The sequence below is a fragment of the Gordonia sp. NPDC003504 genome (assembly GCF_053587995.1).
On the sequence record NZ_JBSFPC010000009.1, the window covers coordinates 1 to 22,029 of the forward strand.

At 68.9% G+C, this 22,029-nt stretch carries 20 protein-coding genes; all 20 read left to right on the plus strand.

Features of this window, described 5'->3' with window-relative positions; genetic code table 11:
* A partial coding sequence (locus tag ACWDPV_RS16590; RefSeq protein WP_449743890.1) for a hypothetical protein occupies nucleotides 1–225 on the plus strand: 225 nt, incomplete at its 5' end.
* A 356-nt stretch (nucleotides 226–581) separates the two neighbouring features.
* On the plus strand, nucleotides 582–1,022 hold the full coding sequence (mraZ, locus tag ACWDPV_RS16595) for a division/cell wall cluster transcriptional repressor MraZ (RefSeq protein ID WP_348804093.1): 441 nt from the start codon (nucleotides 582–584) through the stop codon (nucleotides 1,020–1,022).
* Nucleotides 1,023–1,306: 284 nt separating this feature from the next.
* Complete coding sequence (gene rsmH, locus ACWDPV_RS16600; RefSeq protein WP_449744010.1) at nucleotides 1,307–2,248, plus strand: 16S rRNA (cytosine(1402)-N(4))-methyltransferase RsmH; 942 nt, start codon at nucleotides 1,307–1,309, stop codon at nucleotides 2,246–2,248.
* Nucleotides 2,245–3,132 (plus strand): hypothetical protein, encoded by an 888-nt coding sequence (locus tag ACWDPV_RS16605; protein WP_449743891.1) that lies wholly within the window; start codon nucleotides 2,245–2,247, stop codon nucleotides 3,130–3,132. Before rsmH ends, ACWDPV_RS16605 begins: the two co-directional genes overlap by 4 nt.
* A 21-nt stretch (nucleotides 3,133–3,153) precedes the next feature.
* Nucleotides 3,154–5,067 carry a peptidoglycan D,D-transpeptidase FtsI family protein gene (locus ACWDPV_RS16610; RefSeq protein ID WP_449743892.1) on the plus strand — a complete coding sequence of 638 codons (1,914 nt, stop codon included), beginning with the start codon at nucleotides 3,154–3,156 and terminating at the stop codon, nucleotides 5,065–5,067.
* A gap of 168 nt (nucleotides 5,068–5,235) precedes the next feature.
* The gene (locus ACWDPV_RS16615; RefSeq protein WP_449743893.1) at nucleotides 5,236–6,885 is read left to right on the plus strand and encodes a UDP-N-acetylmuramoyl-L-alanyl-D-glutamate--2,6-diaminopimelate ligase; all 1,650 of its coding nucleotides are present in this window, start codon (nucleotides 5,236–5,238) and stop codon (nucleotides 6,883–6,885) included.
* Nucleotides 6,878–7,441 carry a UDP-N-acetylmuramoyl-tripeptide--D-alanyl-D-alanine ligase gene (locus ACWDPV_RS16620; protein WP_449743894.1) on the plus strand — a complete coding sequence of 188 codons (564 nt, stop codon included), beginning with the start codon at nucleotides 6,878–6,880 and terminating at the stop codon, nucleotides 7,439–7,441. The genes ACWDPV_RS16615 and ACWDPV_RS16620 overlap by 8 nt, the downstream gene beginning before the upstream one ends.
* Before the next feature lie 30 nt (nucleotides 7,442–7,471).
* Nucleotides 7,472–8,569, plus strand: coding sequence for a phospho-N-acetylmuramoyl-pentapeptide-transferase (mraY, locus tag ACWDPV_RS16625; protein ID WP_348804087.1), 1,098 nt, complete (start codon nucleotides 7,472–7,474; stop codon nucleotides 8,567–8,569).
* A 10-nt stretch (nucleotides 8,570–8,579) separates the two neighbouring features.
* Complete coding sequence (gene murD / locus ACWDPV_RS16630) at nucleotides 8,580–10,313, plus strand: UDP-N-acetylmuramoyl-L-alanine--D-glutamate ligase (RefSeq protein ID WP_449743895.1); 1,734 nt, start codon at nucleotides 8,580–8,582, stop codon at nucleotides 10,311–10,313.
* Nucleotides 10,310–12,136 (plus strand): putative lipid II flippase FtsW, encoded by a 1,827-nt coding sequence (ftsW, locus tag ACWDPV_RS16635; RefSeq protein WP_449743896.1) that lies wholly within the window; start codon nucleotides 10,310–10,312, stop codon nucleotides 12,134–12,136. Before murD ends, ftsW begins: the two co-directional genes overlap by 4 nt.
* 177 nt (nucleotides 12,137–12,313) lie before the next feature.
* Nucleotides 12,314–13,516, plus strand: coding sequence for an undecaprenyldiphospho-muramoylpentapeptide beta-N-acetylglucosaminyltransferase (gene murG / locus ACWDPV_RS16640; protein ID WP_449743897.1), 1,203 nt, complete (start codon nucleotides 12,314–12,316; stop codon nucleotides 13,514–13,516).
* A gap of 38 nt (nucleotides 13,517–13,554) precedes the next feature.
* Nucleotides 13,555–15,117 carry a UDP-N-acetylmuramate--L-alanine ligase gene (gene murC / locus ACWDPV_RS16645; RefSeq protein WP_449743898.1) on the plus strand — a complete coding sequence of 521 codons (1,563 nt, stop codon included), beginning with the start codon at nucleotides 13,555–13,557 and terminating at the stop codon, nucleotides 15,115–15,117.
* Entirely contained in the window at nucleotides 15,114–15,815 is a 702-nt protein-coding gene (locus tag ACWDPV_RS16650) for a cell division protein FtsQ/DivIB (protein WP_449743899.1), read from the plus strand. The genes murC and ACWDPV_RS16650 overlap by 4 nt, the downstream gene beginning before the upstream one ends.
* 236 nt (nucleotides 15,816–16,051) lie before the next feature.
* A complete protein-coding gene (gene ftsZ / locus ACWDPV_RS16655; protein WP_449743900.1) occupies nucleotides 16,052–17,227 on the plus strand; it encodes a cell division protein FtsZ in 1,176 nt (391 codons plus the stop codon).
* Between the two features lies 1 nt (nucleotide 17,228).
* Complete coding sequence (gene pgeF / locus ACWDPV_RS16660) at nucleotides 17,229–18,035, plus strand: peptidoglycan editing factor PgeF (RefSeq protein ID WP_449743901.1); 807 nt, start codon at nucleotides 17,229–17,231, stop codon at nucleotides 18,033–18,035.
* On the plus strand, nucleotides 18,032–18,763 hold the full coding sequence (locus ACWDPV_RS16665) for a YggS family pyridoxal phosphate-dependent enzyme (protein WP_449743902.1): 732 nt from the start codon (nucleotides 18,032–18,034) through the stop codon (nucleotides 18,761–18,763). The genes pgeF and ACWDPV_RS16665 overlap by 4 nt, the downstream gene beginning before the upstream one ends.
* Nucleotides 18,764–18,860: 97 nt before the next feature.
* Complete coding sequence (locus ACWDPV_RS16670) at nucleotides 18,861–19,598, plus strand: cell division protein SepF (protein ID WP_348804076.1); 738 nt, start codon at nucleotides 18,861–18,863, stop codon at nucleotides 19,596–19,598.
* A gap of 143 nt (nucleotides 19,599–19,741) precedes the next feature.
* Complete coding sequence (locus tag ACWDPV_RS16675) at nucleotides 19,742–20,059, plus strand: YggT family protein (RefSeq protein ID WP_425476124.1); 318 nt, start codon at nucleotides 19,742–19,744, stop codon at nucleotides 20,057–20,059.
* A gap of 246 nt (nucleotides 20,060–20,305) precedes the next feature.
* Complete coding sequence (gene wag31, locus ACWDPV_RS16680) at nucleotides 20,306–21,145, plus strand: DivIVA-like cell division protein Wag31 (RefSeq protein ID WP_449743903.1); 840 nt, start codon at nucleotides 20,306–20,308, stop codon at nucleotides 21,143–21,145.
* Nucleotides 21,146–21,169: 24 nt separating this feature from the next.
* Nucleotides 21,170–21,952 carry a hypothetical protein gene (locus ACWDPV_RS16685; protein WP_449743904.1) on the plus strand — a complete coding sequence of 261 codons (783 nt, stop codon included), beginning with the start codon at nucleotides 21,170–21,172 and terminating at the stop codon, nucleotides 21,950–21,952.
* The last annotated feature ends 77 nt before the right edge of the window (nucleotides 21,953–22,029 follow it).

Consider the following 22,029-nt stretch of genomic DNA (forward strand, 5'->3'; position numbering starts at 1 on the left):
GCCGGCGCCGACGACCACCCCGACGCGGCGCCCGTGGCAGCCACCCGCGCGGGTGAACTCGTCGATCACCGCCTGCGCGGTCGTATGTACTCAAGCCCGGTGTGCTCACCCTGCCGGCCGGACGGACCCGTTGATTCCCGCCCGATGGCCCGCGGTTGCTCACCGGCCGTCTCCGTCGCGTCGGTCCTCCCCGAAACCACGCGCATCCCACCGGCGCTCACGTAAATCACCGGGTTTCCACCCGCGTCCCCACCGCGCTCCACTCGCGTCCCCACCGCGCCCCACCCGGTGCCCCACTGTGCCCCACCGGACTCCCCACCACGCCCCACTGGGCGCCCGATCGCGCCTCAGTAGATACTTTTCGTACCTCCATTCACACGATTCGGGTGCCGGGGACCGGCGCGGACGCCGCGCCGCGCCGTGTGTCGCGTTCTGAAAATGGCTTTTGACATGCGGATATATCGAAGAGTGGGGCGGTGGTGGGGACGGGGGGGGTGGAAAGTGGTGGAAAGTGGGGTACTGTGGGCGTCACTGGGTGAGGCGAACCGGAGAGTCGGACCCAGTGGGCGGGAGGTGCCGACGTGTCCGTGCGATTTGTCGGTACCTACACGCCCAAATTGGATGACAAGGGGCGACTCACGTTGCCCGCGAAGTTTCGCGACGCATTGGCAGGAGGGGTGATGGTCACACGAGGCCAGGACCACAGCCTGTCGGTGTATCGAGCCGAAGAGTTCGATGCGATCGCGGAGAGGACGATGGAGGCGTCGCGTAACGATCCCGAAGCGCGCGCATTCCAGCGGTACTTCTTCGCCAGCACCGACGAGCAACGCCCCGACGGCCAGGGCCGGATCACCCTGGCGGCCGAGCATCGGCAGTACGCGGGACTGTCCAAGGAATGCGTGGTGATCGGCAGTTTCGATCATCTGGAGATCTGGGACGCGCAGGCATGGCGTGACTACCAGAACCAACACGAGGAGAACTTCTCGGCGGCGAACTCCTCATCGCTGAGCGCGGTGCTGTAGCCGAGAACATGGGTGCCGGACAGATGCACCGGGCTTCGGATGGTTCGAGGCCTCGTCCCGGTCCGACCCTGGCGTACTTCCCCAACGCCAGGTGCGCGACCGGGACGAGACCCCGCACCATCGGTGGCCGCCGTAGCCGAGGAAACGATTCCGACCACATCGCCCTGCGCGGGTGGCGTGGCCGGCGCACGCGAAGGGGCACGACGGTGACATCGCAGGATGACGACGAGAGCGGCGCAACCGCCACGAATCGTCGCTCCGGCGAGCATGGTCACATCCCGGTGATGGCTCGGCGCATCATCGAACTGACGGCGCCGGCGCTCTCCGATGCCACTGTGGCACAACCGATCTTCGTCGATGCCACGCTCGGCGCCGGAGGTCACAGCGAACTCGTTCTCACCGAATTTCCCGATACCCGGGTGATCGGCATCGATCGTGATTCCTCTGCGCTTGCCATCGCGGGCGATCGGCTGTCCGCATTCGGCGACCGGATCTCGTTGCACCAGGCCCGTTTCGACGAGATCCCCGCGGTCCTGTCCGCGGCGGGCGTCGACCGGATCGATGCCGCGTTGTTCGATCTCGGGGTGTCGTCGATGCAACTCGACCAGGCCGAACGGGGATTCGCCTACGCCATCGACGCCCCGCTGGACATGCGGATGACCCTCGCCGACGGGCCCACCGCCGCCGACGTCCTCAACACCTATTCACACGGCGAACTCGCCAGGGTCCTCTCGGAATACGGCGAGGAACGCTTCGCCGGAAAGATCGCCTCGGCGGTGCTGCGCGAACGTGAACGCGAACCGTTCACCACCAGCGGACGACTCGTCGAGTTGCTCTACGCCACCATCCCGGCAGCCACCCGGCGAACCGGTGGGCACCCGGCCAAACGCACCTTTCAGGCGTTGCGGATCGAGGTCAATCACGAACTCGACGCTCTGCGCCACGCACTGCCGGCGGCACTGGCGGCGCTCCGGGTCGGTGGACGCGTGGTGGTGATGAGTTATCAGTCGCTCGAGGACAAGATTGTCAAGCGGGAGTTCGCACTTCGCACCACGTCCACCTCACCGCGCGGACTCCCGGTCGAATTGCCCGGAACCGCACCACGTTTCCGGCTCGTCACGCGCGGAGCGGAACGCGCCGACGATGCGGAACTCGAGAGTAATCCGCGTTCGGCCCCGGTACGGGTTCGAGCGATCGAGCGAATCGCCGAGGAGGTGACGTCATGACCCTGATGGACGACGTCGACGTCGACGCAGTGCGCGAGAGGTCGTCCGGCAACTCACGGCGGCGCCGGAGCGGTGCGGACGCGGACCGTCCGACGCGGTCACGGGCCGCCCAACGCGCAATCGATCGCCACAGCAGACGACGCGCCGCCGACGACGCCGACGTGGCACGTGCGGCACGGCTGCAGGCCGCCGCGGGTGGCGTGGGGAATCGCCGAATCACGCTCTCGCAGCGGCTGTCCCGGGTTCCCTTCGTCGTTCCGGTGCTGCTGTTGCTCGCACTGGGTCTGGGTACGAGTCTGTGGCTGTCGACGATGGCTGCGCAGGACTCCTACGAAATCGGCTTGGCGCGCAACGAGAATCAGGCGTTGGCCGACCACGCCGACGCGCTCAAGCGCACCTTCGAATCGGGCAACTCGGCACCGGAGTTGTCCGACAAGGCATCTGCGCTCGGTCTGGTACCCGCACAGAACCCGGCGCGCATGGTGCTCGGTCCGGACGGCAAGGTGCGGATCATCGGTGATCCGACCCCGGCCACCGGCACCCGCATGGGCACCATCAACCCGGATCCGCGACCGAACCCGACCGCACAGATCGATCCCAACAAGGTTGACGACTCGGTCGGCCTGTCGGGTTCGGCGGCGACCACCGCGACCACGAGCGCCCCGACGACCCCCACCGCATCCACCCCGGCGCCATCCACCCCGGCAACTCCGACGACGGCACCGAACACCACACCCGCCCCGTCGTCGATGCCGAGTGGTTCGGTCGAATCGGGCCAAACGCCCAGCGCACCTGCGCCGAACGTGCTGCCCACCTCCGCGCCGGCCTCCGCGGCGCCGTCGACCGGCAACCCGCCGGGCGGAAATTCCGGGGAGAACCGTTAGCGCGGTGGACAATTGACAACCATGACGACACGTGCGACCGCGCCCGCCGCACCCGGACGACCTGCCTCCGGCAGGGGCGGTGCCGGCGTCACCCCGCCAAAGCCGCCCCGCGGTTCCAAGCGTCCGGGTAAGCGTCCCGAGACATTCGTGCTCCGCAGCCGGATCGCCGGTGTGGTGGTGCTGCTCGCGGTGATCGCCGTCGCGATCCGGATGGTGGTGGTGCACACCATCGAAGCGCCGGAACTGTCCGCGCAGGCCGCACAGCAACGTGAGTACACCCAGGTGCTCACCGCCAAGCGAGGCGCGATCCTCGACCGCAACGGTCGGCCGCTGGCCTACACCGACGAGGCACGGTCACTGACGTTCCTGCCCAAGGCCGTTCGCGCGGCCATCAGCGCGGCCCATCACGACAACCCCGACCTGCCCGATGTCGACACGCGACTGAACCAGATCGCCACCGGAGTCTCCGAGGCGCTCGGCGGATCGATCAGCGTCGACGATCTGCGCAAGAAACTCACCGGCGACGAGACCTTCGTCTACCTCGCCCGCTCGGTAAGCCCCGAGGTCGCCTCCCGCATCATCGCCGACTACCCCGAGGTCGGCGCGGACCCGCAGAGCATCCGCCTCTACCCCGGTGGATCGTTGGCGGCCAACGTGATCGGCGACGTCAACTACGACGGCAACGGCCTCATCGGGTTGGAGGCCTCACTGGACTCCGTCCTCGCCGGCACCGACGGTTCACGAACCTATGACCGCGGTTCGGACGGGGCGATCATCCCCGGGTCCACCCGCAACGTGCACCCGGCGATCAACGGTGCGACGGTGCGACTGACGCTGGACTCCGACATCCAGTGGTTCGTACAGAGCGAGGTGTCCAAGGCCAAGCAACTCTCCGGCGCCAAGTCCGCGTCGGCGGTCGTGCTCGACTCTCGCACCGGCGAGGTGCTCGCGATGGCCAACGACGGGACGTTCAACGCCTCGACGCCGCTGTCCGAACAGCCCGACGCCGATCTCGGCAACCCGGCCGTCACCTCGCCGTTCGAGCCCGGCTCGGTGAACAAGATCATCACGGCGTCGGCGGCCCTCGAGTACGGTCTCACCACACCCGATCAGGTCCATCAGGTTCCCGGCAGCATCCGGATGTCGGGGGTCACCGTCAACGATGCCTGGACTCACGGTGTCGCCCCCTACACGACCACCGGGATCTTCGGGAAGTCGTCCAATGTCGGCACCCTGATGCTGGCCCAGCAGGTCGGTGAGGAACGTTTCGCCGACATGGTCAACCGGTTCGGTCTCGGCAAGCTCACCGGTGTCGGACTGCCGGCCGAGAGCGGTGGCGAGGTGCCCGCACTGAGTCAGTGGTCGGGTGGCTCGTTCGCCAACCTGCCGATCGGTCAGGGCCTGTCGATGACGCTGCTGCAGATGACCGGGATGTATCAGGCCATCGCCAACAACGGGTTGCGCATCCCGCCGCGGATACTGATGTCGGAGCAGCGGGAAGGGCAGGGCGCCGAGACCGAGCCGACGCCGGCGGGTGTGCAGGTGGTCCGGCCGGACACCGCGCGGACCGTGCGCGACATGTTCCGGGCCGTCTTCCAGGACGACCCGATGGGCGTGCAGAGCGGTACCGGGGCCAAGGGCGCCGTCGCCGGCTATCAGCTGTCCGGCAAGACCGGTACCGCCCAGCAGGTCGACCCGTCGTGCGGCTGCTACTCGAACTCCAGCTACAACATCACCTTCGCCGGCATCGCCCCGGCCGACAATCCGCGCTTCGTCGTCGGGATCATGCTGGACAACCCGCGGCGCAGTTCCGACGGCAGCGGGGGCCAGTCGGCGGCACCGCTGTTCGGCACGATCGCCTCGTGGATCCTGCAGCACGACCGCGTTCCGCAGTCCGCGCAGCCCACCCCGAGGTTGGTTCTGCAGGCATCCTGACCGGCCGGGCGCGTCGTCGACGACTCCCGCAAACAGTTTGACCAACGCCGTGCGACCCGCCCGGGACACGGCGATGCCTGACGGTATCGTGAGTGCGTTCATCTCCCGCCGCGGCCGTCATCGGTCGGCCGGAGACATCCGCAGGGGGAGAGGAGAGGATCTATCGCCATGGCATCTCGTCGCGAGTCCGCCTCCCGTCGCCGGTCGGCTACCCGTGGCGCGGCAGATCTGAGTCGCCCGCGTCACGTGGAACCCACCGAGGTGAATGTGTTGTCGGCGTCCACCGGCGCCCGCCTGGACCTCGTGGGCGCGGCCACCGGATCGACCGCCGTCACCGGGGTCTGCCTGCGCGCACAGGACGTCGAGCCCGGTGATCTGTTCGCGGCACTCCCCGGCGCGCGGGCGCACGGTGCGCAATTCGTCGCCGAGGCGATCGAGCGTGGCGCCACCGCGGTGCTCACCGACGCCGCCGGACGGGCCGAGATCGCCCGCTCGGCGCCCGCCGAGGCCACCTACGCGGTCCTGGTCGCCCACGATCCGCGCAGCGTGCTCGGCGCGGTGAGTTCACGGGTCTACGGGAATCCGTCGCAGCGGCTGAAGCTCATCGGTATCACCGGCACCTCGGGTAAGACGACCACCTCCTACATGGTCGAGGCGGCGTTGCTCGCCGCCGGACACTCCGTCGGGCTGATCGGCACCGTCGAGACACGGGTCGACGGTGTCGCCGTTCCCAGCTCACTGACCACCCCCGAGGCGCCGAATCTGCAGGGTCTGCTGGCGGCGATGGTCGAACGTGGCGTCGACGCCGTCGTGATGGAGGTCTCGAGCCATGCCCTGGCCCTCGGGCGCGTCGACGGGGCACACTTCGCGGTCGGTGCCTTCACCAACCTCTCGCAGGACCACCTCGACTTCCATCCGACGATGCGCGCCTACTTCGAGGCGAAGGCACGACTGTTCGCCTCCGGTTCGTCGGTGCGCGCGGTGCGGTCGGTGATCTGCGTCGACGACGACTGGGGACGGCGGATGGCCGAGGTCGCCGCGGCCGGTGCGCCGAGCGCCCCGATCACCGTGGCCACCACCGACGTCCCGGCGTCCTGGCATGCCGGTCCGTCGACGGTGGACGCCGACGGTTCCCAACGCGTCGAACTACGCGGTCCCGGGCGGATCGCCACCGAGGTCAGCGTGCCGCTGCCGGGTCGCTACAACGTCGCCAACGCCGCCCTCGCGGTCGCGGTGGCCGTGGCCGCGGGGGTCAGCGCCTCGCAGGCCGCGAAGGCGATGCAGTCGGTGTCGGTGCCGGGGCGCCTCGAACGAGTCGACGCCGGGCAGCCCTTCCTCGCGATCGTCGACTACGCCCACAAGCCCGGCGCCCTCGAGGCGGTGCTGTCGACGCTGCGTGGGCAGGCCACCGGCCGTATTGCGGTGGTCGTCGGCGCGGGCGGGGACCGCGATCACGGCAAACGCCCGGTGATGGGTGCCGTCGCCGCACGTGGCGCCGATCTGGTGATCATCACCGACGACAATCCCCGGACCGAGGATCCGGCGACGATCCGGTCGGCGATGCTTGCGGGCCTGGCCGAGGTGCCCTCCGATGAGCGGCCCGCGGGGGCGCAGGAACGGGAGATCGGCGACCGCCGGGCCGCGATCGAGGCGGCGATCGGCTGGGCCCGGCCCGGTGACATCGTGCTGGTGGCCGGCAAGGGCCACGAGGTGGGCCAGGAGATCAACGGGGTCAAGCACCCCTTCGATGACCGTGTGGTCGTCGCCGAGGCCCTGGCCGCCGTGGCGGCCGCAGCACCGGGGGTGCCCGGTGAGTGAGGTGATCACGATTCTCGCCGCGCCGACATCGGCGCGGACCCGCGACGTCGCCAGGTTGTTGCGTACCCTCGTCGAGTCGGCCGACGGCGCCCGACGCGTGTCGCGCGGTGCCCCGCCCGGGGTGCAACCGGACCGGGCCGACGCCGAACGCACGTGGGCGATCCTCGGCGAGCTGCGCACCGACGAGGCCGACGGTCCGGTGCGCTCGGCGAATGAGCACGTCGTCGAGCATGACCTCCTCGGGCGGCAGGCCGTCCGGCTGGCAGTCGACAAGGTGCTGTGTGTCGGTGCCTCGTCCCGGGCCGTGCGGGCGCTGCACCAGGGTGCGGTGATGGAAGGGTCGTGGGGTGACGAGGCGCGATTGGCCGAGGACGTCGAGGAGGCCCTCGACCTCGTCGTCGCCGAACAGGCGTGGACACCACACGCCGGTGACACCGTGCTGCTGGCCGTCCCCGAGCTGTCCCCCGAGACCGTGGCGCAGCGCTGGCGAGATCTCGGCCACGAGGTCACCATCCGTGCGGCACAAGATGATTCGGACGAGTCCGATGAACGGTAACGAACAACGAATGAAGGCGAGGTCCGTCAGGTGACCCAGATCCTCATCGCGGGTGCGATCGCGGTGGCGGTGTCGATCATGCTCACCCCGTTGCTGATCCGACTCTTCTCGCGCCAGGGCTTCGGGCAGGAGATCCGCGTCGAGGGCCCCAAGAGCCACCAGACCAAACGCGGCACCCCGTCGATGGGCGGTGTCGCGATCCTGATCGCGCTGTGGGCCGGCTACTTCGGCGCCCACCTCGCCGGGGTCTTCATGGACTCCGACGCCGGGCCCAGTGCCTCCGGTCTGCTCGTCCTGGGCTTGGCGACCGCCCTGGGTATCGTCGGATTCCTCGACGACTTCATCAAGATCCACAAACACCGCAATCTCGGTCTCAACAAGACCGCCAAGTCGATCGGGCAGTTCATCGCGGCGATCTTGTTCGGCGTCCTGGTCCTGCAGTTCCGCAACGACGCCGGTCTGACGCCGGCGGGACCGTACCTGTCCTACGTGCGGGACATCGACGTCATCTCGATGGTCTCGGTGGCCTTCGTGATCTTCGTGTGGCTGGTGGTGGCCGCGTGGTCGAATGCGGTGAACTTCACCGACGGACTCGACGGGTTGGCCGCCGGATCGATGGCCATGGTGCTGGGCTCGTATGTGCTCGTCGCCTTCTTCCAGTTCGTCAACGCCTGCTCCGGCGGCGCCAAGCCGGCCAACGACATCCCCAAGGGCTGCTACAACGTGCGTGATCCGCTGGATCTGGCGTTGATCGCGGTCGCCGGGGGTGGCGCCTGCCTGGGATTCCTCTGGTGGAATGCCGCGCCCGCCAAGATCTTCATGGGTGACACCGGGTCGTTGGCCCTCGGTGGCATGCTGGCCGGCCTGTCGATCACCACACGCACCGAACTCCTCGCGGTGGTCATCGGAGCATTGTTCGTCGCCGAGATCGTGTCGGTCGTCATCCAGATCGCGTTCTTCCGCACGACCGGACGGCGGGTGTTCCGGATGGCGCCGTTCCATCACCATTTCGAACTCGGGGGGTGGGCCGAGACCACGGTCATCATCCGGTTCTGGCTGCTGACCGCGATCGCCTGCGCGTTGGGGCTGTCGCTGTTCTACGGCGAGTTCCTCACGGTCAGTGGCTGAGGCGGACCCGATGAGTGACCACGCAGACGCCGACGCGCCGCGCGCGGATGACCTCGATGATCCGGCGACGTGGTTGCCGGGACGATCGGTGGTCGTCGCCGGTGGCGGGACCGCCGGGATGTCGGCGGCCGATCACCTTCTCGCCCTCGGCGCACGGGTACGGATCGCCGACGACCGGGTTCGCGACGATGTGGACACCCCGACCGGCGACGCCCCGACCGCCGACCCCCCGATTGCCGGGGCCGCGGCGATCGTCGAGCGTGGCGCCACACTGATCTCGATCACTGCTCTGCTCGCCGACGCCGACTGGACTGCACGAACCGATCTCGTTGTGGTCTCGCCCGGGTTCGCACCCACCCATGCGGTGCCCGCAGCCGCGCTGGCCGCCGGTGTTCCCGTCTGGGGTGAGGTCGAACTCGCGTGGCGTCTGGACGCCGCGCAGATCTACGGACCGTCGCGGACCTGGCTCGTGGTGACCGGCACCAACGGCAAAACCACCACCACCTCGATGCTCACCGAGATCGTGGCCGCCTCCGGTCGAGGCGCGGCCGCCTGCGGCAACATCGGGTTGCCGGTACTCGACGCGATGCGCGCCGAGCGCCCCGTGGAGGTGCTCTGCGCCGAGTTGTCGTCGTTTCAACTGCACTGGGCGCCGTCGATCGCACCGGCGGCCGGGGTGGTGCTCAACGTCGCCGACGATCATCTCGATTGGCACGGATCGTTCGACGCCTACGCGCAGGCCAAGCAGATCGCCTTGCACGGGACGGTCGGCGTGGTCGGCCTCGACAACGCGGTTGCCGCGAGCATGCCGGTGTCCGGCCGACGGGTCGGATTCACGCTCGCCGAGCCGCGGCCCGGTGAGCTGGGCATCCGGGACGGACACCTGATCGACCGGGCCTTCGCGCTCGAGGGCGACGTCCCCGGCGATGACGGGGTCGTGCTCGCCGACGTCGCGACCATCGCGCCGCCCGGGCCGTCCGGACAGTCCGATGCATTGGCGGCGGCGGCGCTGGCGCGGGCCATCGGAGTCGACGCGGCGTCCATTGGCGCTGCTCTTGGCGCTTTCCGGCCCGCCGCGCACCGCGGCGAGGTCGTGGCCACCCGCGCGGGTATCGACTTCGTCGACGACTCCAAGGCAACCAATCCGCATGCCGCACAGGCCGCGGTCGCCGCGCACCGGCGCGTGGTCCTGATCGCCGGGGGACTGCTGAAGGGGGCCTCCCTGGCGGAGATGCTCACCGCTGTCGGCTCCCGCCTCGACGGGGTCGTCGTGATCGGTCAGGATCGGGATCTGATCGTCGAGGCTATCGCGCGACACGCCCCAGAAGTCCCAACAGTCACAGTGTTCACAGGGGACGATGGCTGCGTGACGGTACAGCGCGAGTTCTCCCTTCCCGCGGGATTCGATCTGCCCACGGCATCCGACCTTCCCGGGGCCCCGACCTCTCGACCGGCGACCCCGTCCGACGCCGCCGTCGCGGTGATGGACCGGGCCGTCGAGGTCGCCTGGGCCCTGGCCGATAGGCCCCGTGATAGCGCAGCCGATAGGCCCCGTGATAGCGCAGCCGATAGGCCCCGTGATAGCGCAGCCGCCAGGCCCGAGGCGATTCTGCTCGCACCGGCCGCGGCGTCGCTGGACATGTTCGCCGGCTACGGACGGCGCGGTGACGCGTTTGCCGTGGCGGCCCGGTCCTTGGCCGGATCGGCACCGACAGCCGGTACCCACGAGCCGACGCGCCCATGACCCCGCGGACCGACACCGGCACAGATACCGGCGCCGCGTCGAAGGCAGGACCCGCCGAGAAGTCGAAGGCACCGACGTCGTCTCCGGACGACACGGTGCCCGCGGACCCTGCGGCCGACGAGTCCACGCCGGGTAAGCGGGACGGGGCCGACCGGGACACGACCGATCAGGACCGGGATGCCCGGGCGGGTTCGGGGGGCGCGGCGAAGAAGTCCGGCCGATCCGCGCGTGCCCGGAACGCGAAATCCCCGACGACGGTGACCGGGTCGCTGAGCTCGGTCGTCGGCACCATTGGCGAGGGTGTGCGGAGCCTGCTCGGCCGACCGTTGGCGTCGTATCACCTGGTCCTCACGCTGGCATTGCTGCTGACCGTGTTCGGACTGGTGATGGTGCTCTCGGCATCGTCGGTCGAGGGATACTCGCAGGACGGCTCGGCCTACGGGCTCTTCGCGACCCAGGTGGTGTTCGCGCTGTTGGGCCTGGTCGTCTTCTACTTCACGTTGCGCCTGCCGGTGCGGTTGCTGCGTCGTGTCGCGGCACCGTTGATGATCGTCACCACCATCCTGCTGGCGCTCGTGCTGATCCCCGGGATCGGCACGCTGAGCCAGGGTGCGCGGCGTTGGTTCGTGATCTCGGGGTTGTCGGTTCAGCCGTCGGAACTGGTCAAGGTGGCGCTGTGCGTGTGGGGGGCCCATCTGTTGGCTTCGCGCCGCCGGGAACATGCACCGTTGCGCGAGCTGCTGATACCACTGTTGCCGGTCGGTGTGCTGATCTGTCTGCTGATCATCCTCGAACCCAACCTGTCGACCACCATCACGATCGCCATCATCGTCGGCACCCTGCTGTGGTTCGCCGGCCTGCCGATCAAGGTGTTCAGTGCCTTCGCGGTCACCGGCATCGCCATCGCCATCCTGCTGGCCCTGGTCGAGGGTTACCGATCGCAGCGTGTGATGAGCTTCCTCGGCGGCATTGACGACCCGCAGGGCGCCGGTTACCAGGCGCGCCAGGCCACCTACGCCCTGGCCAACGGCGGCGTCTTCGGGGTCGGTCTCGGTCAGAGCCGGGCCAAGTGGAACTACCTGCCGAACGCCCACAACGACTTCATCTTCGCGATCATCGGTGAGGAACTCGGCCTGATCGGCGGGCTGCTGGTGGTGATGCTGTTCGTCATCCTGGCGTTCGTCGGTTTCCGGATCGCGCATCGCTGCACCGACCCGTTCCTGCGTCTGATGACCGCCACCATCACCGTGTTGATCACCGCTCAGGCGTTGATCAACATCGGCTACGTGATCGGGCTGCTGCCGGTGACCGGTATCCAGTTGCCGCTGTTGTCGGCCGGTGGCACGTCGACGCTGACGGTGCTCGCGATGCTCGGGTTGTTGGCGAATGCGGCCCGCCACGAACCCGAGGCGGTCGTGGCGCTGTCCTCGCCGCCCACCCGTCGCTTCGGCCGGTTGTTCCGTCTGCCCAGGCCGGTGGCCTACCAGCCGTCCCGGGCGGAGGTGCTGCGTGACCGCCTCGACGGCCGACGATCCGGGGCCGCGCCGGCACGCCGAGGGCGACCGACGACCGCCGGACCGGCCGAACCGGCCCGATCGGGCTGGCGACGCGTGTGGCCCGGCGGGCGCGGTGACGCGTCACCGATGGCACCGTCACCGGCTGCGCCGCCGACGTCGCCCGGCAGGTATTCTCCTGCTCGGTATCGTGGCGCACCGACGCCCGGCGCCACCCGCGCCGGTGGTGGCCCGTCGAGAACGCGATATGCGGGTGCGCCGATGAGGTCGGAGCCGCGGGGGCACAACGGTCGCCCAGCCCGACGGTGACCGGACCCGATGACCCGGGCGAGGCGCGGGCCGGGTGTGCCCCGGCATGAATCGGGCCGGGGCGAACCGTCCTCGGTGACCGGTGCCGCGGCGAACCGTGGTGGGGCGCGGCCCGCATGACGTGCAGTGATGCACTCGGACGACGAGCCGGACCTCGGCTCACACGGAGAGGAAGCGATGGAGTCGCCTGAGCAGGCGGATGGCAGCGGTCGCCCGCTGTCGGTGGTGGTGGCCGGTGGCGGCACCGCCGGACACATCGAGCCGGCGCTGGCCGTGGCCGATGCCGTCCGGCGGCTCGATCCGCGGGTCCGGATCACCGCGCTCGGTACCCGCCGGGGCCTGGAGACCACCCTGGTCCCCGACCGCGGGTACGAGTTGGCCCTGATCCCGCCGGTGCCGTTGCCCCGCAAGCCCGGCCTGGAGTTGGCCAAGACGCCGGCGCGGCTGGCCCGGTCGGTGGCCGCGGCACGCAAGGTGCTCGCCTCGGTCCAGGCCGACGTCGTCGTCGGATTCGGCGGGTATGTGTCGATCCCGGCGTACCTCGCGGCGCAGACCCATCTGCGTGCCAAGAAGAGACTGCCGATCGTCATTCACGAGGCCAACGCGTCGGCCGGTATCGCGAACAAGGTCGGCGCCCGCTTCGCCGATGTGGTGCTCGCCGCGGTCGACGGGTCCGGGCTGGAGAACGCCCGCGTCGTCGGAATCCCGGTGCGGGGCCAGATCGCCGAACTCGACCGGGCCGCGTTGCGGGCCAAGGCCCGGCACTACTTCGGTCTCAACGAGGAGGCACCGACACTTCTGGTGTTCGGTGGGTCGCAGGGAGCCCAACAGCTCAACAAGGCGGTCGAGGCTGCCGCCGGGGCGTTGGGCAGTGCCGGCATCGGCGTGCTGCACGCCTACGGACCCAAGAATTCGATCGATCCGGCGACCCCGGCGGGCGCACCGCCGTATCAGGGTGTCGGCTATCTCAAGCGGATGGATCTGGCGTATGCCGCCGCCGACCTGGCGATCTGCCGGTCGGGGGCGATGACGGTGGCCGAGGTGTCGGCCACCGGGCTGCCCGCGGTGTACGTGCCGCTCCCGCACGGCAACGGTGAACAGCGACTCAACGCTCTCCCGGTGGTCGAGGCCGGTGGGGGAATCCTGGTCGACAACGACGATCTCACCACCGAGTGGGTGGAACGGGAGATCCCGGCGTTGCTCGGTGATCGGGCGCGGTTGGCGGCGATGTCGGCGGCGGCCGCGGGCACCGGCCATCGGGATGCGGCGGTCGAGGTGGCGCGGGCGGCGCTGGAGTTGGCGGCGCAGTTCCGGGCCGGCGATCACCGCGGACACTTGGCACACGCGTTTCGCTCGCCGGGTTCGGCTCCGGAGCAGTGAACAATTATGCATCGGAACGAGTGGGTGGAGGTGAGTCGGTGACCGGCGAGGCGACGCAATCGGGAGCCGGAACGCTGCCGGCCCACCTGCGGCGGGTGCACATGGTCGGTATCGGCGGTGCCGGCATGTCCGGGCTGGCGCGAATCCTGCTCGCGCGGGGTGCGGCGGTGTCCGGCTCGGACGCCAAGAGCAGCCGGGGTGTGCTCGCCCTGCGTGCGCGGGGCGCCCACATCCAGGTGGGACACGACCCGTCGGCGCTCGATCTGATCCCGGGCGGGCCGTCGGTGGTGGTGACCACCCATGCAGCCATCCCCAAGACCAATCCCGAACTCGTCGTGGCCCGGTCCCGGGGTATCCCGATCCTGCTGCGCCCGCATGTGCTGGCCGAGTTGATGGTCGGGTACCGCACGGTCCTCGTCGCGGGCACGCACGGGAAGACGTCGACGACGTCGATGGCCGTGGTGGCCCTGCAGCATTGCGGTGTCGATCCGTCTTTCGCGATCGGTGGTGAGCTGAACGAGTCGGGCACCAACGCCCATCACGGCAGTGGTGCGGTGTTCGTGGCCGAGGCCGACGAGAGCGATGGTTCGCTGCTGGAGTACACGCCCGACATCGTCGTGATCACCAACATCGAGTCCGATCACCTCGACTATTTCGGTACGGTCGAGCGCTACGTCGCGGTGTTCGACGCCTTCGTGGCCCGGATCGTTGACGGCGGCGTCCTGGTGGTGTGCCTCGACGATCCCGGCGCGCGGGCGTTGGCGCAGCGGTGCGCGGCGACGCTGGCCGCCCAGGGAGTGTCGGTGCTGGGATACGGCACCGACGGTGTGGCGGTGCCCGACGGTGTGTCGATGGTGGCGAGCGTGCAGTCGTGGACGCCGACGACCGCGGGCAGCGATGTCGAGGTCCGGTTCGCGCCGCCGGTCACCGGCGTCGCCGAAACCCGCCGAATGTCGTTGACGCTGCCCGGTATTCACATGGCGCGTAATGCCATCGGGGCGACGATCGGTGCGGTGTGCGCCGGCGCCGATCTTCCCGGGGTGATCGACGGCATCGAGGCCTTCTCCGGGGTGCGTCGGCGGTTCGAGTTCAAGGGCCGCGCTCGCGGGGTCGAGGTCTTCGACGACTACGCACACCATCCCACCGAGGTGGCCGCGGTGCTCACCGCCGCGCGCGCAATCGTCGACGCCGATCCCGGCGTCGAGCGACGCGTCATCGCCGTTTTCCAGCCTCATCTGTATTCGCGCACCGAGGAATTCGCCGATCAGTTCGCCGCGGCACTCGATCTGGCCGACGTGGTCGTCGTCGCCGACGTCTACGGGGCGCGCGAGGACCCGATCCCCGGTGTGAGCGGGCGGATGATCGTGGAGCGGATGTCGCGTCCGGCGACGTTCGTGGCGGACCTGTCCTCGCTGGCGCAGACGGTGGCCGCTGCGGTGCTGCCCGGGGACATCGTGCTGACGCTGGGTGCCGGGGACATCACCATGCAGGGCCCGGAAATCCTTGCTGTGCTGGACGATTCGCATAAGGCGGCCCCAGAACAAGCGGGCCCAGAAGAGGCGGGCCCCGAACCGGCGAGCCCCGAACCGGCGGAACCGTGAGGCCCCGGCTGCCACGGCGTCGCCGATCCCGGATCCTGCTGGGCGGTGTGGTGGCGGCCGTCGTGATCGTCGGGATGGTGCTCGTCGCGTATCTGACACCGCTGATGTCGGTGCGCGGCACCGAGATCAGCGGTACCCGGACGGTGCCGGGTGCTCAGGTGCTCGCCGCGGCCGCAGTGCCGTCGGGAACCCCGTTGCTGCAGGTCGACACCGGTGCTGCGGCACGGCGGATCGCCGCGATCCCGTCGGTGGAATCGGCTCGCGTGCAACGCAGTTACCCGTCGACCCTGGAGATCACCATCACCGAGCGGGTCCCGGTCGCGGTGGTCACCGAGGAGGACAAGCTCCACGTCCTCGATCGGTCGGGGGTCGGCTACCTCACCTATCCCGCGGCCTCGGCGCCGCCGGACATCAAGAAGCTGCCCGTTTTCCACACCGCGACACCGGGCCCGGCCGACCCCACCACGCGGGCCGCGCTGGCGGTGGTGGCCGGGCTGCCGCCGTCGTTGTCCAAGCAGGTGGTCAGTGTCACGGCCTCCTCGCCGGTGGACATCCACCTGGAGCTGACCGGAAATCGGAATGTGGTGTGGGGTGACGATTCCCAGGGTGCGGAGAAGGCGCGCACGCTCAGTTATCTGTTGACCCGCGACGCCACGCAGTTCAACGTCTCCGCTCCCGCCTTTCCGACATACCGGTAAGGGCACGCCATCTCGGTGGGGGCGCGCCACCTCAGGTGGCGGCGCGACAGCCGCGGCGATTCGGCCGTCCGCGCGCCTCTTTCCGACATATCGGCGGGTATTTGGCGACACGCCGAGGCGCCTCCCGGGTCTGGGGCGCACCGGTGCCTAGCGTCGTCACCAACACCACTACTTGACATAACTCTAGATCTATGGTTGAGGTTTAGGGTTTTGCCCCGAGAAGGAAGGCGAGCGTCATGACGCCACCGCACAACTACCTGGCCGTGATCAAGGTCGTCGGCATCGGCGGCGGCGGCGTCAACGCCGTCAACCGGATGATCGAGCAGGGCCTCAAGGGCGTTGAGTTCATCGCCATCAACACCGACGCGCAGGCGCTGTTGATGAGCGACGCCGACGTCAAGCTCGACGTCGGACGTGATTCCACCCGCGGTCTCGGCGCCGGTGCCGACCCCGAGGTGGGTCGTCGCGCGGCCGAGGATGCCCGCGACGAGATCGAGGAGCTACTCAAGGGTGCCGACATGGTATTCGTGACCGCGGGTGAGGGCGGCGGCACCGGAACCGGCGGCGCGCCGGTGGTGGCCGCGATCGCGCGCAAGCTGGGCGCGCTGACCGTCGGCGTGGTGACCCGCCCGTTCGGCTTCGAGGGTAAGCGGCGTGGCAATCAGGCCGAGGCCGGCATCACCGCACTGCGCGAATCCTGCGACACCCTGATCGTCATTCCGAATGATCGTCTGCTGCAGCTCGGCGACGCCCAGGTCAGCCTGATGGACGCCTTCCGCAGCGCCGACGAGGTGCTGCTCAACGGTGTGCAGGGCATCACCGACCTGATCACCACCCCCGGTCTGATCAACGTCGACTTCGCCGACGTCAAGGGCGTGATGAGTGACGCGGGCAGCGCGCTGATGGGTATCGGTTCGTCCCGCGGTGAGGATCGTGCCAAGAAGGCCGCGGAGTCGGCGATCAACTCGCCGCTTCTCGAGGCCTCGATGGAAGGCGCACGCGGCGTGCTCATCTCGATCGCCGGCGGTAGCGACCTGGGCCTGTTCGAGATCCACAACGCGGCGACCCAGGTGCAGGAGGCGGCCCACGAGGACGCCAACATCATCTTCGGCACCGTGATCGACGACAACCTCGGTGACGAGGTCCGGGTGACGGTGATCGCGGCCGGGTTCGACGGCGGGGCACCGCGCAAACGGACCGACGCACCCACGGCCGCCGCCGGGAAGTCGGCGGTCGGGTCGGCCACCGCCGGTACCGTTTCGACCCCCACCAGGAGCGATCCGCTCTTCGGTGACCTCCCGGCCGGGCAGGGCGATCCCTTCGCCTCCAACGCCGCCCCCGAGCGGCCCCGCCGCAACAATGTGACCCTCGACGACGACGACGTCGATGTTCCGTCCTTCATGAAGCGGTGAGATGAACTCACCGGTTTCCGGTGGTGCGCGGGTCCGGCGCGTGGTGACCACCCGCGCCGGCGGCGTCTCGCGTGCGCCGTATGACAGCTTCAATCTCGGTGATCATGTCGGCGACGACCCCTCGGCCGTGGCGGTCAACCGGCGACGCCTCGCCGAGCAGATCGGTGTCGATGAGTCGTCGGTGGTCTGGATGGAGCAGATCCACAGTCGCAACGTCACGGTCATTGACGAGCAGACGCTTGGATCCGCCGAGGCCGAGCGGGTCGGACCGTCGATCCGTGTGCCGGCGACCGACGCGCTCGTCACGACGGTCCCCGGTGTGGCGCTGGCCGTCCTGAGCGCCGACTGCGTGCCGGTACTGCTCAGCGACGACGAGGCCGGTGTGATCGCCGGTGTGCACGCCGGGCGGGTGGGTGCGCGGATCGGGATCATCCCGGCGACGCTGCGGATGATGATCCGGCTCGGCGCGCGTCCCGAACGCATCGGGGCGTTCCTCGGGCCGGCGGCGAGCGGTGAACGCTACGAGGTCCCCGAGGCGATGCAGCGCGACGTCGAGGAACACCTCCCGGGCAGTGCCTGTCGAACCCGTCAGGGAACCGCGGGCCTCGACCTGCGCGCCGGGATTCGTCGGCAACTCCTCGCCGTCGGGGTCGGTGCGGTGGCGCAGGATCCGCGCTGCACCATCTCCGACACCGAGTTGTTCAGCCATCGACGTGGCGCCCCCACCGGCCGGTTGGCGTCGGTGATCTGGATTGATCCCGGCGTCGATCCCGACGAGGACGCCGGCGGCCCGGTGGCCGGGTCGTGAGCGATCCGCGCGCGGACGAACTCGCCGGGCGACTCGCGGCCGTGCGTGAGCGGCTCGACGCCGCGGTCGCCGCGGCCGGTCGCCCGGTGGGCGACGTCGAACTGCTGGTGGTCACCAAGTTCTTCCCGGCATCCGACGTGATGCGGCTGATCGAGCTGGGGGAGCGGGCCTTCGGCGAGTCCCGGGAACCGGAGGCAAGCCGCAAGATCGCCGAACTCGGCGACGCCGTACCGACTCGTCGGGCGGTGTTCGACATGATCGGCAGCGTGCAGACCAAGAAGGCGAAGACCGTTGCGCGGTGGGCGCGTTCGGTGCATTCGGTCGATCGCGACAAGCTCGTCGGGCATCTGGGCCGGGCGGCCGAACAAGCACTTGACGAGCACGTGCGCGACGTGCCGCTCGGCGTGTTCGCCCAGGTGAGTCTCGACGGTGACCCGACGCGCGGTGGTGTCGAGATCGCAGACCTGCCGGCCCTGGCCGAGACCATCGCCGCGGAGCCGTCCCTGAGGCTGCGTGGGCTCATGGTGATCACGCCCGTCGACGGTTCTCACCGGCAGTGGATGGAGCGGATGTCCGAGGTCCGGGAGGGTTTTCTCGCCGATCACCCGCAGGCCGGTGAGCTGTCCGCCGGGATGAGCGGGGACATGGAGATCGCGATCGAATACGGCTCGACATGCGTGCGTGTCGGTACCGCGATCATGGGTTCTCGGCCGATACTCTCTCAGTAATCACATTGGTCACACGAGAACCAACGAGAACAACAACACCCACCGGCACCACCTGCAACACCGCTCTAAGCGTCGGACGACAGAGAGGCCCCCGCACATGACCACGATGCAGAAATTCAAGGCATATTTCGGCATGGTGCCTCCGAGCGAGTACGAGGACGATTACCTCGACGAGCCGGGCCCCGGACCGGTGCGGGCGGTGCCGCGGGAGCGGTCCTACCGCGACGAGTACTACGGCGACGTCTCCTACCGCGACGAGGTCGCCGGAGAAGGCTACGGGGAGTTCCGCGAGGTGGGCTTCCGGGAGCGCGACGGATACGGCGAGGAACGCCGCTACGCCGCGGCCGGATACGAATTCGAGGCCGGCTACGCCGCGGCACCGGAATACGCCTACGCGGGCAGTGTCCGGGCGGCCGTCGAGCACGGTCCGGAGCGTGTGCGTCCGGCCCGGCTCGAGCCGCTGCAGCGGTCGAGCAGCGCGACGTTGCGCGCTGCGAGCGGGCCCCGCGGCGTCGAATCACGCGGAGAACTCGAGCGGGTGTTCGCCGACGGACCGCTGCACAAGATCACCACGCTGCGCCCGTCCGACTATGGCGAGGCGCGCACGATCGGCGAGCGCTTCCGCGACGGCAACCCGGTGATCATGGACCTGGTCAACATGAGCAACGACGACGCCAAGCGACTCGTCGACTTCGCCGCCGGACTCGCGTTCGCGTTGCGCGGTTCGTTCGACAAGGTCGCCACCAAGGTGTTTTTGCTCTCGCCCGCCGACATCGACGTCTCGGCCGAGGATCGGCGCAAGATCGCCGAAACCGGCTTCTACAATCAGTCCTGAACTGCGCAAATCGGCCCAATCGCCCACCCTTCGGCGGGCTCGGGCCATCCCATCCGATCGTCGTCGTCGCGCCCGCGGAGACGTGCCGGGTCATACCGGTGCGACCGCGGGCGCGCGGCGTCAGGCACTCTTGAGAAGTGGCGATGCTGTTCGAAATCCTCTACTACGTTCTGTTCGTCTACTGGTTGCTGCTCCTGGCCCGGCTCATCGTGGAACTGGTGCGCAGTTTCGCGCGGGAATGGCGACCGACCGGAATCGTCGTGGTGGTCATCGAGGTGACCTTCACCCTCACCGACCCCCCGATCAAACTCCTGCGACGCATCATTCCGCCGATTCCCCTCGGACCGGTGCGGCTGGATCTGTCCCTGATGATCGTGCTGATCGTTGTCGTCATCGCGATGCAATTCGTGGGCTCGTTCCGGACATCGGCGGCCCTGGCCGCGCTCGGCATGCCGGTCTGAATGTAGGAGCGCCATCGGGTACGTGTCTGCCGGTAGTGGGCCATTTCGACGGACATGGATGTCATAGTTAGATGACTGTTTGGTTGCGAGACGACGTCGATGATCTACAACGATCGGTTCAGGTGTGACAGGATAAGACGCCAGTTACAGATTTTGACTGGTATGAATGATCAGTGACACTCTGTACTGGGCACAGTTTTCGACCGTCAACAACACATAATCTCAAACGACATTGAGGGGACCGACATGCGGCTGACACCAGCTGATGTGCACAACGTCGCGTTCAGCAAACCGCCTATCGGTAAACGCGGCTACAACGAGGACGAGGTAGATCAATTTCTCGACTTCGTCGAGGCGGAACTCGCGCGTCTGATCGATGAGAACTCTGATCTGAAGCAACGCGTCGAGGAACTCGAAGGCGAACTCGCCGACGCCAAGTCGGGTGCGGTCGCCGCCGCTCCGGCACCGTCGGAGGACCACACGCAGGTCTTCTCGATGTCCAAGCCCGAGCCCGAGCCCGCCCCGGCCCCGGTGGCCGCTGCCGCACCGGCCGGCGCACCCGTCGACGGCGACGCCCATGTCCGGGCCGCCAAGGTTCTGGCCCTGGCGCAGGAGACGGCCGACCGTCTGACCGGATCGTCGCGACAGGAGGCCGACGCCCTGCTGTCGGACGCCCGTCAGCGAGCCGACTCGATGGTCGCCGACGCGCAGAGCAAGTCCGAGGCCACCCTGACCGATGCCCGGCAGCGATCCGAGGCGATCCTCGCCGACGCGCAGACCCGTTCGGAGGCGCAGGTGCGTCAGGCCCAGGAGCGTGCCGACGCCCTGCAGTCCGATGCCGAGCGCAAGCACGCCGAGATCATGGGCACCATCAACCAGCAGCGTGGCGTGCTCGAAGGCCGCATCGAACAGCTCAAGGTGTTCGAACGCGAGTACCGCACCCGCCTGAAGACCTACCTGGAATCGCAACTCGAGGAGTTGCAGCAGCGCGGCAGCGCCGCACCGGTGGAGAGTGGACGCCCCGTCGACCAGTCGTTCTCCACGGATCCGGGCAATGGTGGGTTCAGCAACTACTCGCAGAGCTGATCGCCGGCGACGTGAGCACATGACATGCTGACCCTGGCCCTGGCGGCCACGCTCGTCGGTTTCGTCCTGCTCGTCGTCGGTTTGATCACGGGCACACTGTGGCTCGCGGTCGCGTGCATCGTGGTGTGTCTGGTCGGACTGATCTTCCTGGTCGCCGACATCGTGTGGTCGGGGCGCCGGAGCAAGCCCGAGCCCGATCGGGGTGGCGGGTTCGGCTTCGGGACCGATGAGGACGCTGCCGTCGACGAGGCGGGTACCCACCCTGCCGGCGACGAGGCCGCCGTCGATCCCACGAGTACCGATGATGCCGGATCGGCATCGGCCCAGACCGCTCACGCAGACGGGCCCGCCGGCTCGTCGCCGCCGTATCCCGGCCCCGCCGGAGGTGTACCGACCTCGACAGAGGGCGAGCGAGCGGCACTCTGGAAGGGCGTGGTGACCCCACGCCCGTCGGCCGAGGATCCAACGTCCGACCCCGACATGGTCGATCATCCGACGATCGCTCCGCAGTCGCATCCGACCGTGGCTGCACCGTCGACCGCCGAACGTGGCTACGCCGACTACCTGCGATCCGTGGGCGCCGACGACATCGTCAGCGGCCGGACACCCGCCGACGTCCCACCACCAGCCGAGGCACCGGGGCAGGGTTCGGCTCCCGCCACACCGGCGTCCGGCACGCCCGACCCGACACGGACAGCGTCACAGCCGCCTCAGGCGACCTCCGACGCCGACGATGATCGTGAGGATCCGTCCCCGCGCCGTACGTTCGATCCGCTCGATCCGAATTGGCGCCCGCCACTGTCCTGAGTCGCTGCGGGGGAGCGGCAGCGGGCCCACAAACGATTTGGTCCTCGGCCGCCCTCGGCGGCTACACTGAGTGCTGC

What these genes read in the sequence shown, in the direction of transcription:
- rsmH (WP_449744010.1), top strand. Translation starts at nt 1,307, where the DNA reads ATGGCTCGGCGCATCATCGAACTGACGGCGCCGGCGCTCTCCGATGCC.
- ACWDPV_RS16605 (WP_449743891.1), top strand. Translation starts at nt 2,245, where the DNA reads ATGACCCTGATGGACGACGTCGACGTCGACGCAGTGCGCGAGAGGTCG.
- ACWDPV_RS16610 (WP_449743892.1), top strand. Translation starts at nt 3,154, where the DNA reads ATGACGACACGTGCGACCGCGCCCGCCGCACCCGGACGACCTGCCTCC.
- ACWDPV_RS16615 (WP_449743893.1), top strand. Translation starts at nt 5,236, where the DNA reads ATGGCATCTCGTCGCGAGTCCGCCTCCCGTCGCCGGTCGGCTACCCGT.
- murD (WP_449743895.1), top strand. Translation starts at nt 8,580, where the DNA reads ATGAGTGACCACGCAGACGCCGACGCGCCGCGCGCGGATGACCTCGAT.
- ftsW (WP_449743896.1), top strand. Translation starts at nt 10,310, where the DNA reads ATGACCCCGCGGACCGACACCGGCACAGATACCGGCGCCGCGTCGAAG.
- murG (WP_449743897.1), top strand. Translation starts at nt 12,314, where the DNA reads ATGGAGTCGCCTGAGCAGGCGGATGGCAGCGGTCGCCCGCTGTCGGTG.
- ftsZ (WP_449743900.1), top strand. Translation starts at nt 16,052, where the DNA reads ATGACGCCACCGCACAACTACCTGGCCGTGATCAAGGTCGTCGGCATC.
- pgeF (WP_449743901.1), top strand. Translation starts at nt 17,229, where the DNA reads ATGAACTCACCGGTTTCCGGTGGTGCGCGGGTCCGGCGCGTGGTGACC.
- ACWDPV_RS16670 (WP_348804076.1), top strand. Translation starts at nt 18,861, where the DNA reads ATGACCACGATGCAGAAATTCAAGGCATATTTCGGCATGGTGCCTCCG.
- ACWDPV_RS16675 (WP_425476124.1), top strand. Translation starts at nt 19,742, where the DNA reads ATGCTGTTCGAAATCCTCTACTACGTTCTGTTCGTCTACTGGTTGCTG.
- wag31 (WP_449743903.1), top strand. Translation starts at nt 20,306, where the DNA reads ATGCGGCTGACACCAGCTGATGTGCACAACGTCGCGTTCAGCAAACCG.
- ACWDPV_RS16685 (WP_449743904.1), top strand. Translation starts at nt 21,170, where the DNA reads ATGCTGACCCTGGCCCTGGCGGCCACGCTCGTCGGTTTCGTCCTGCTC.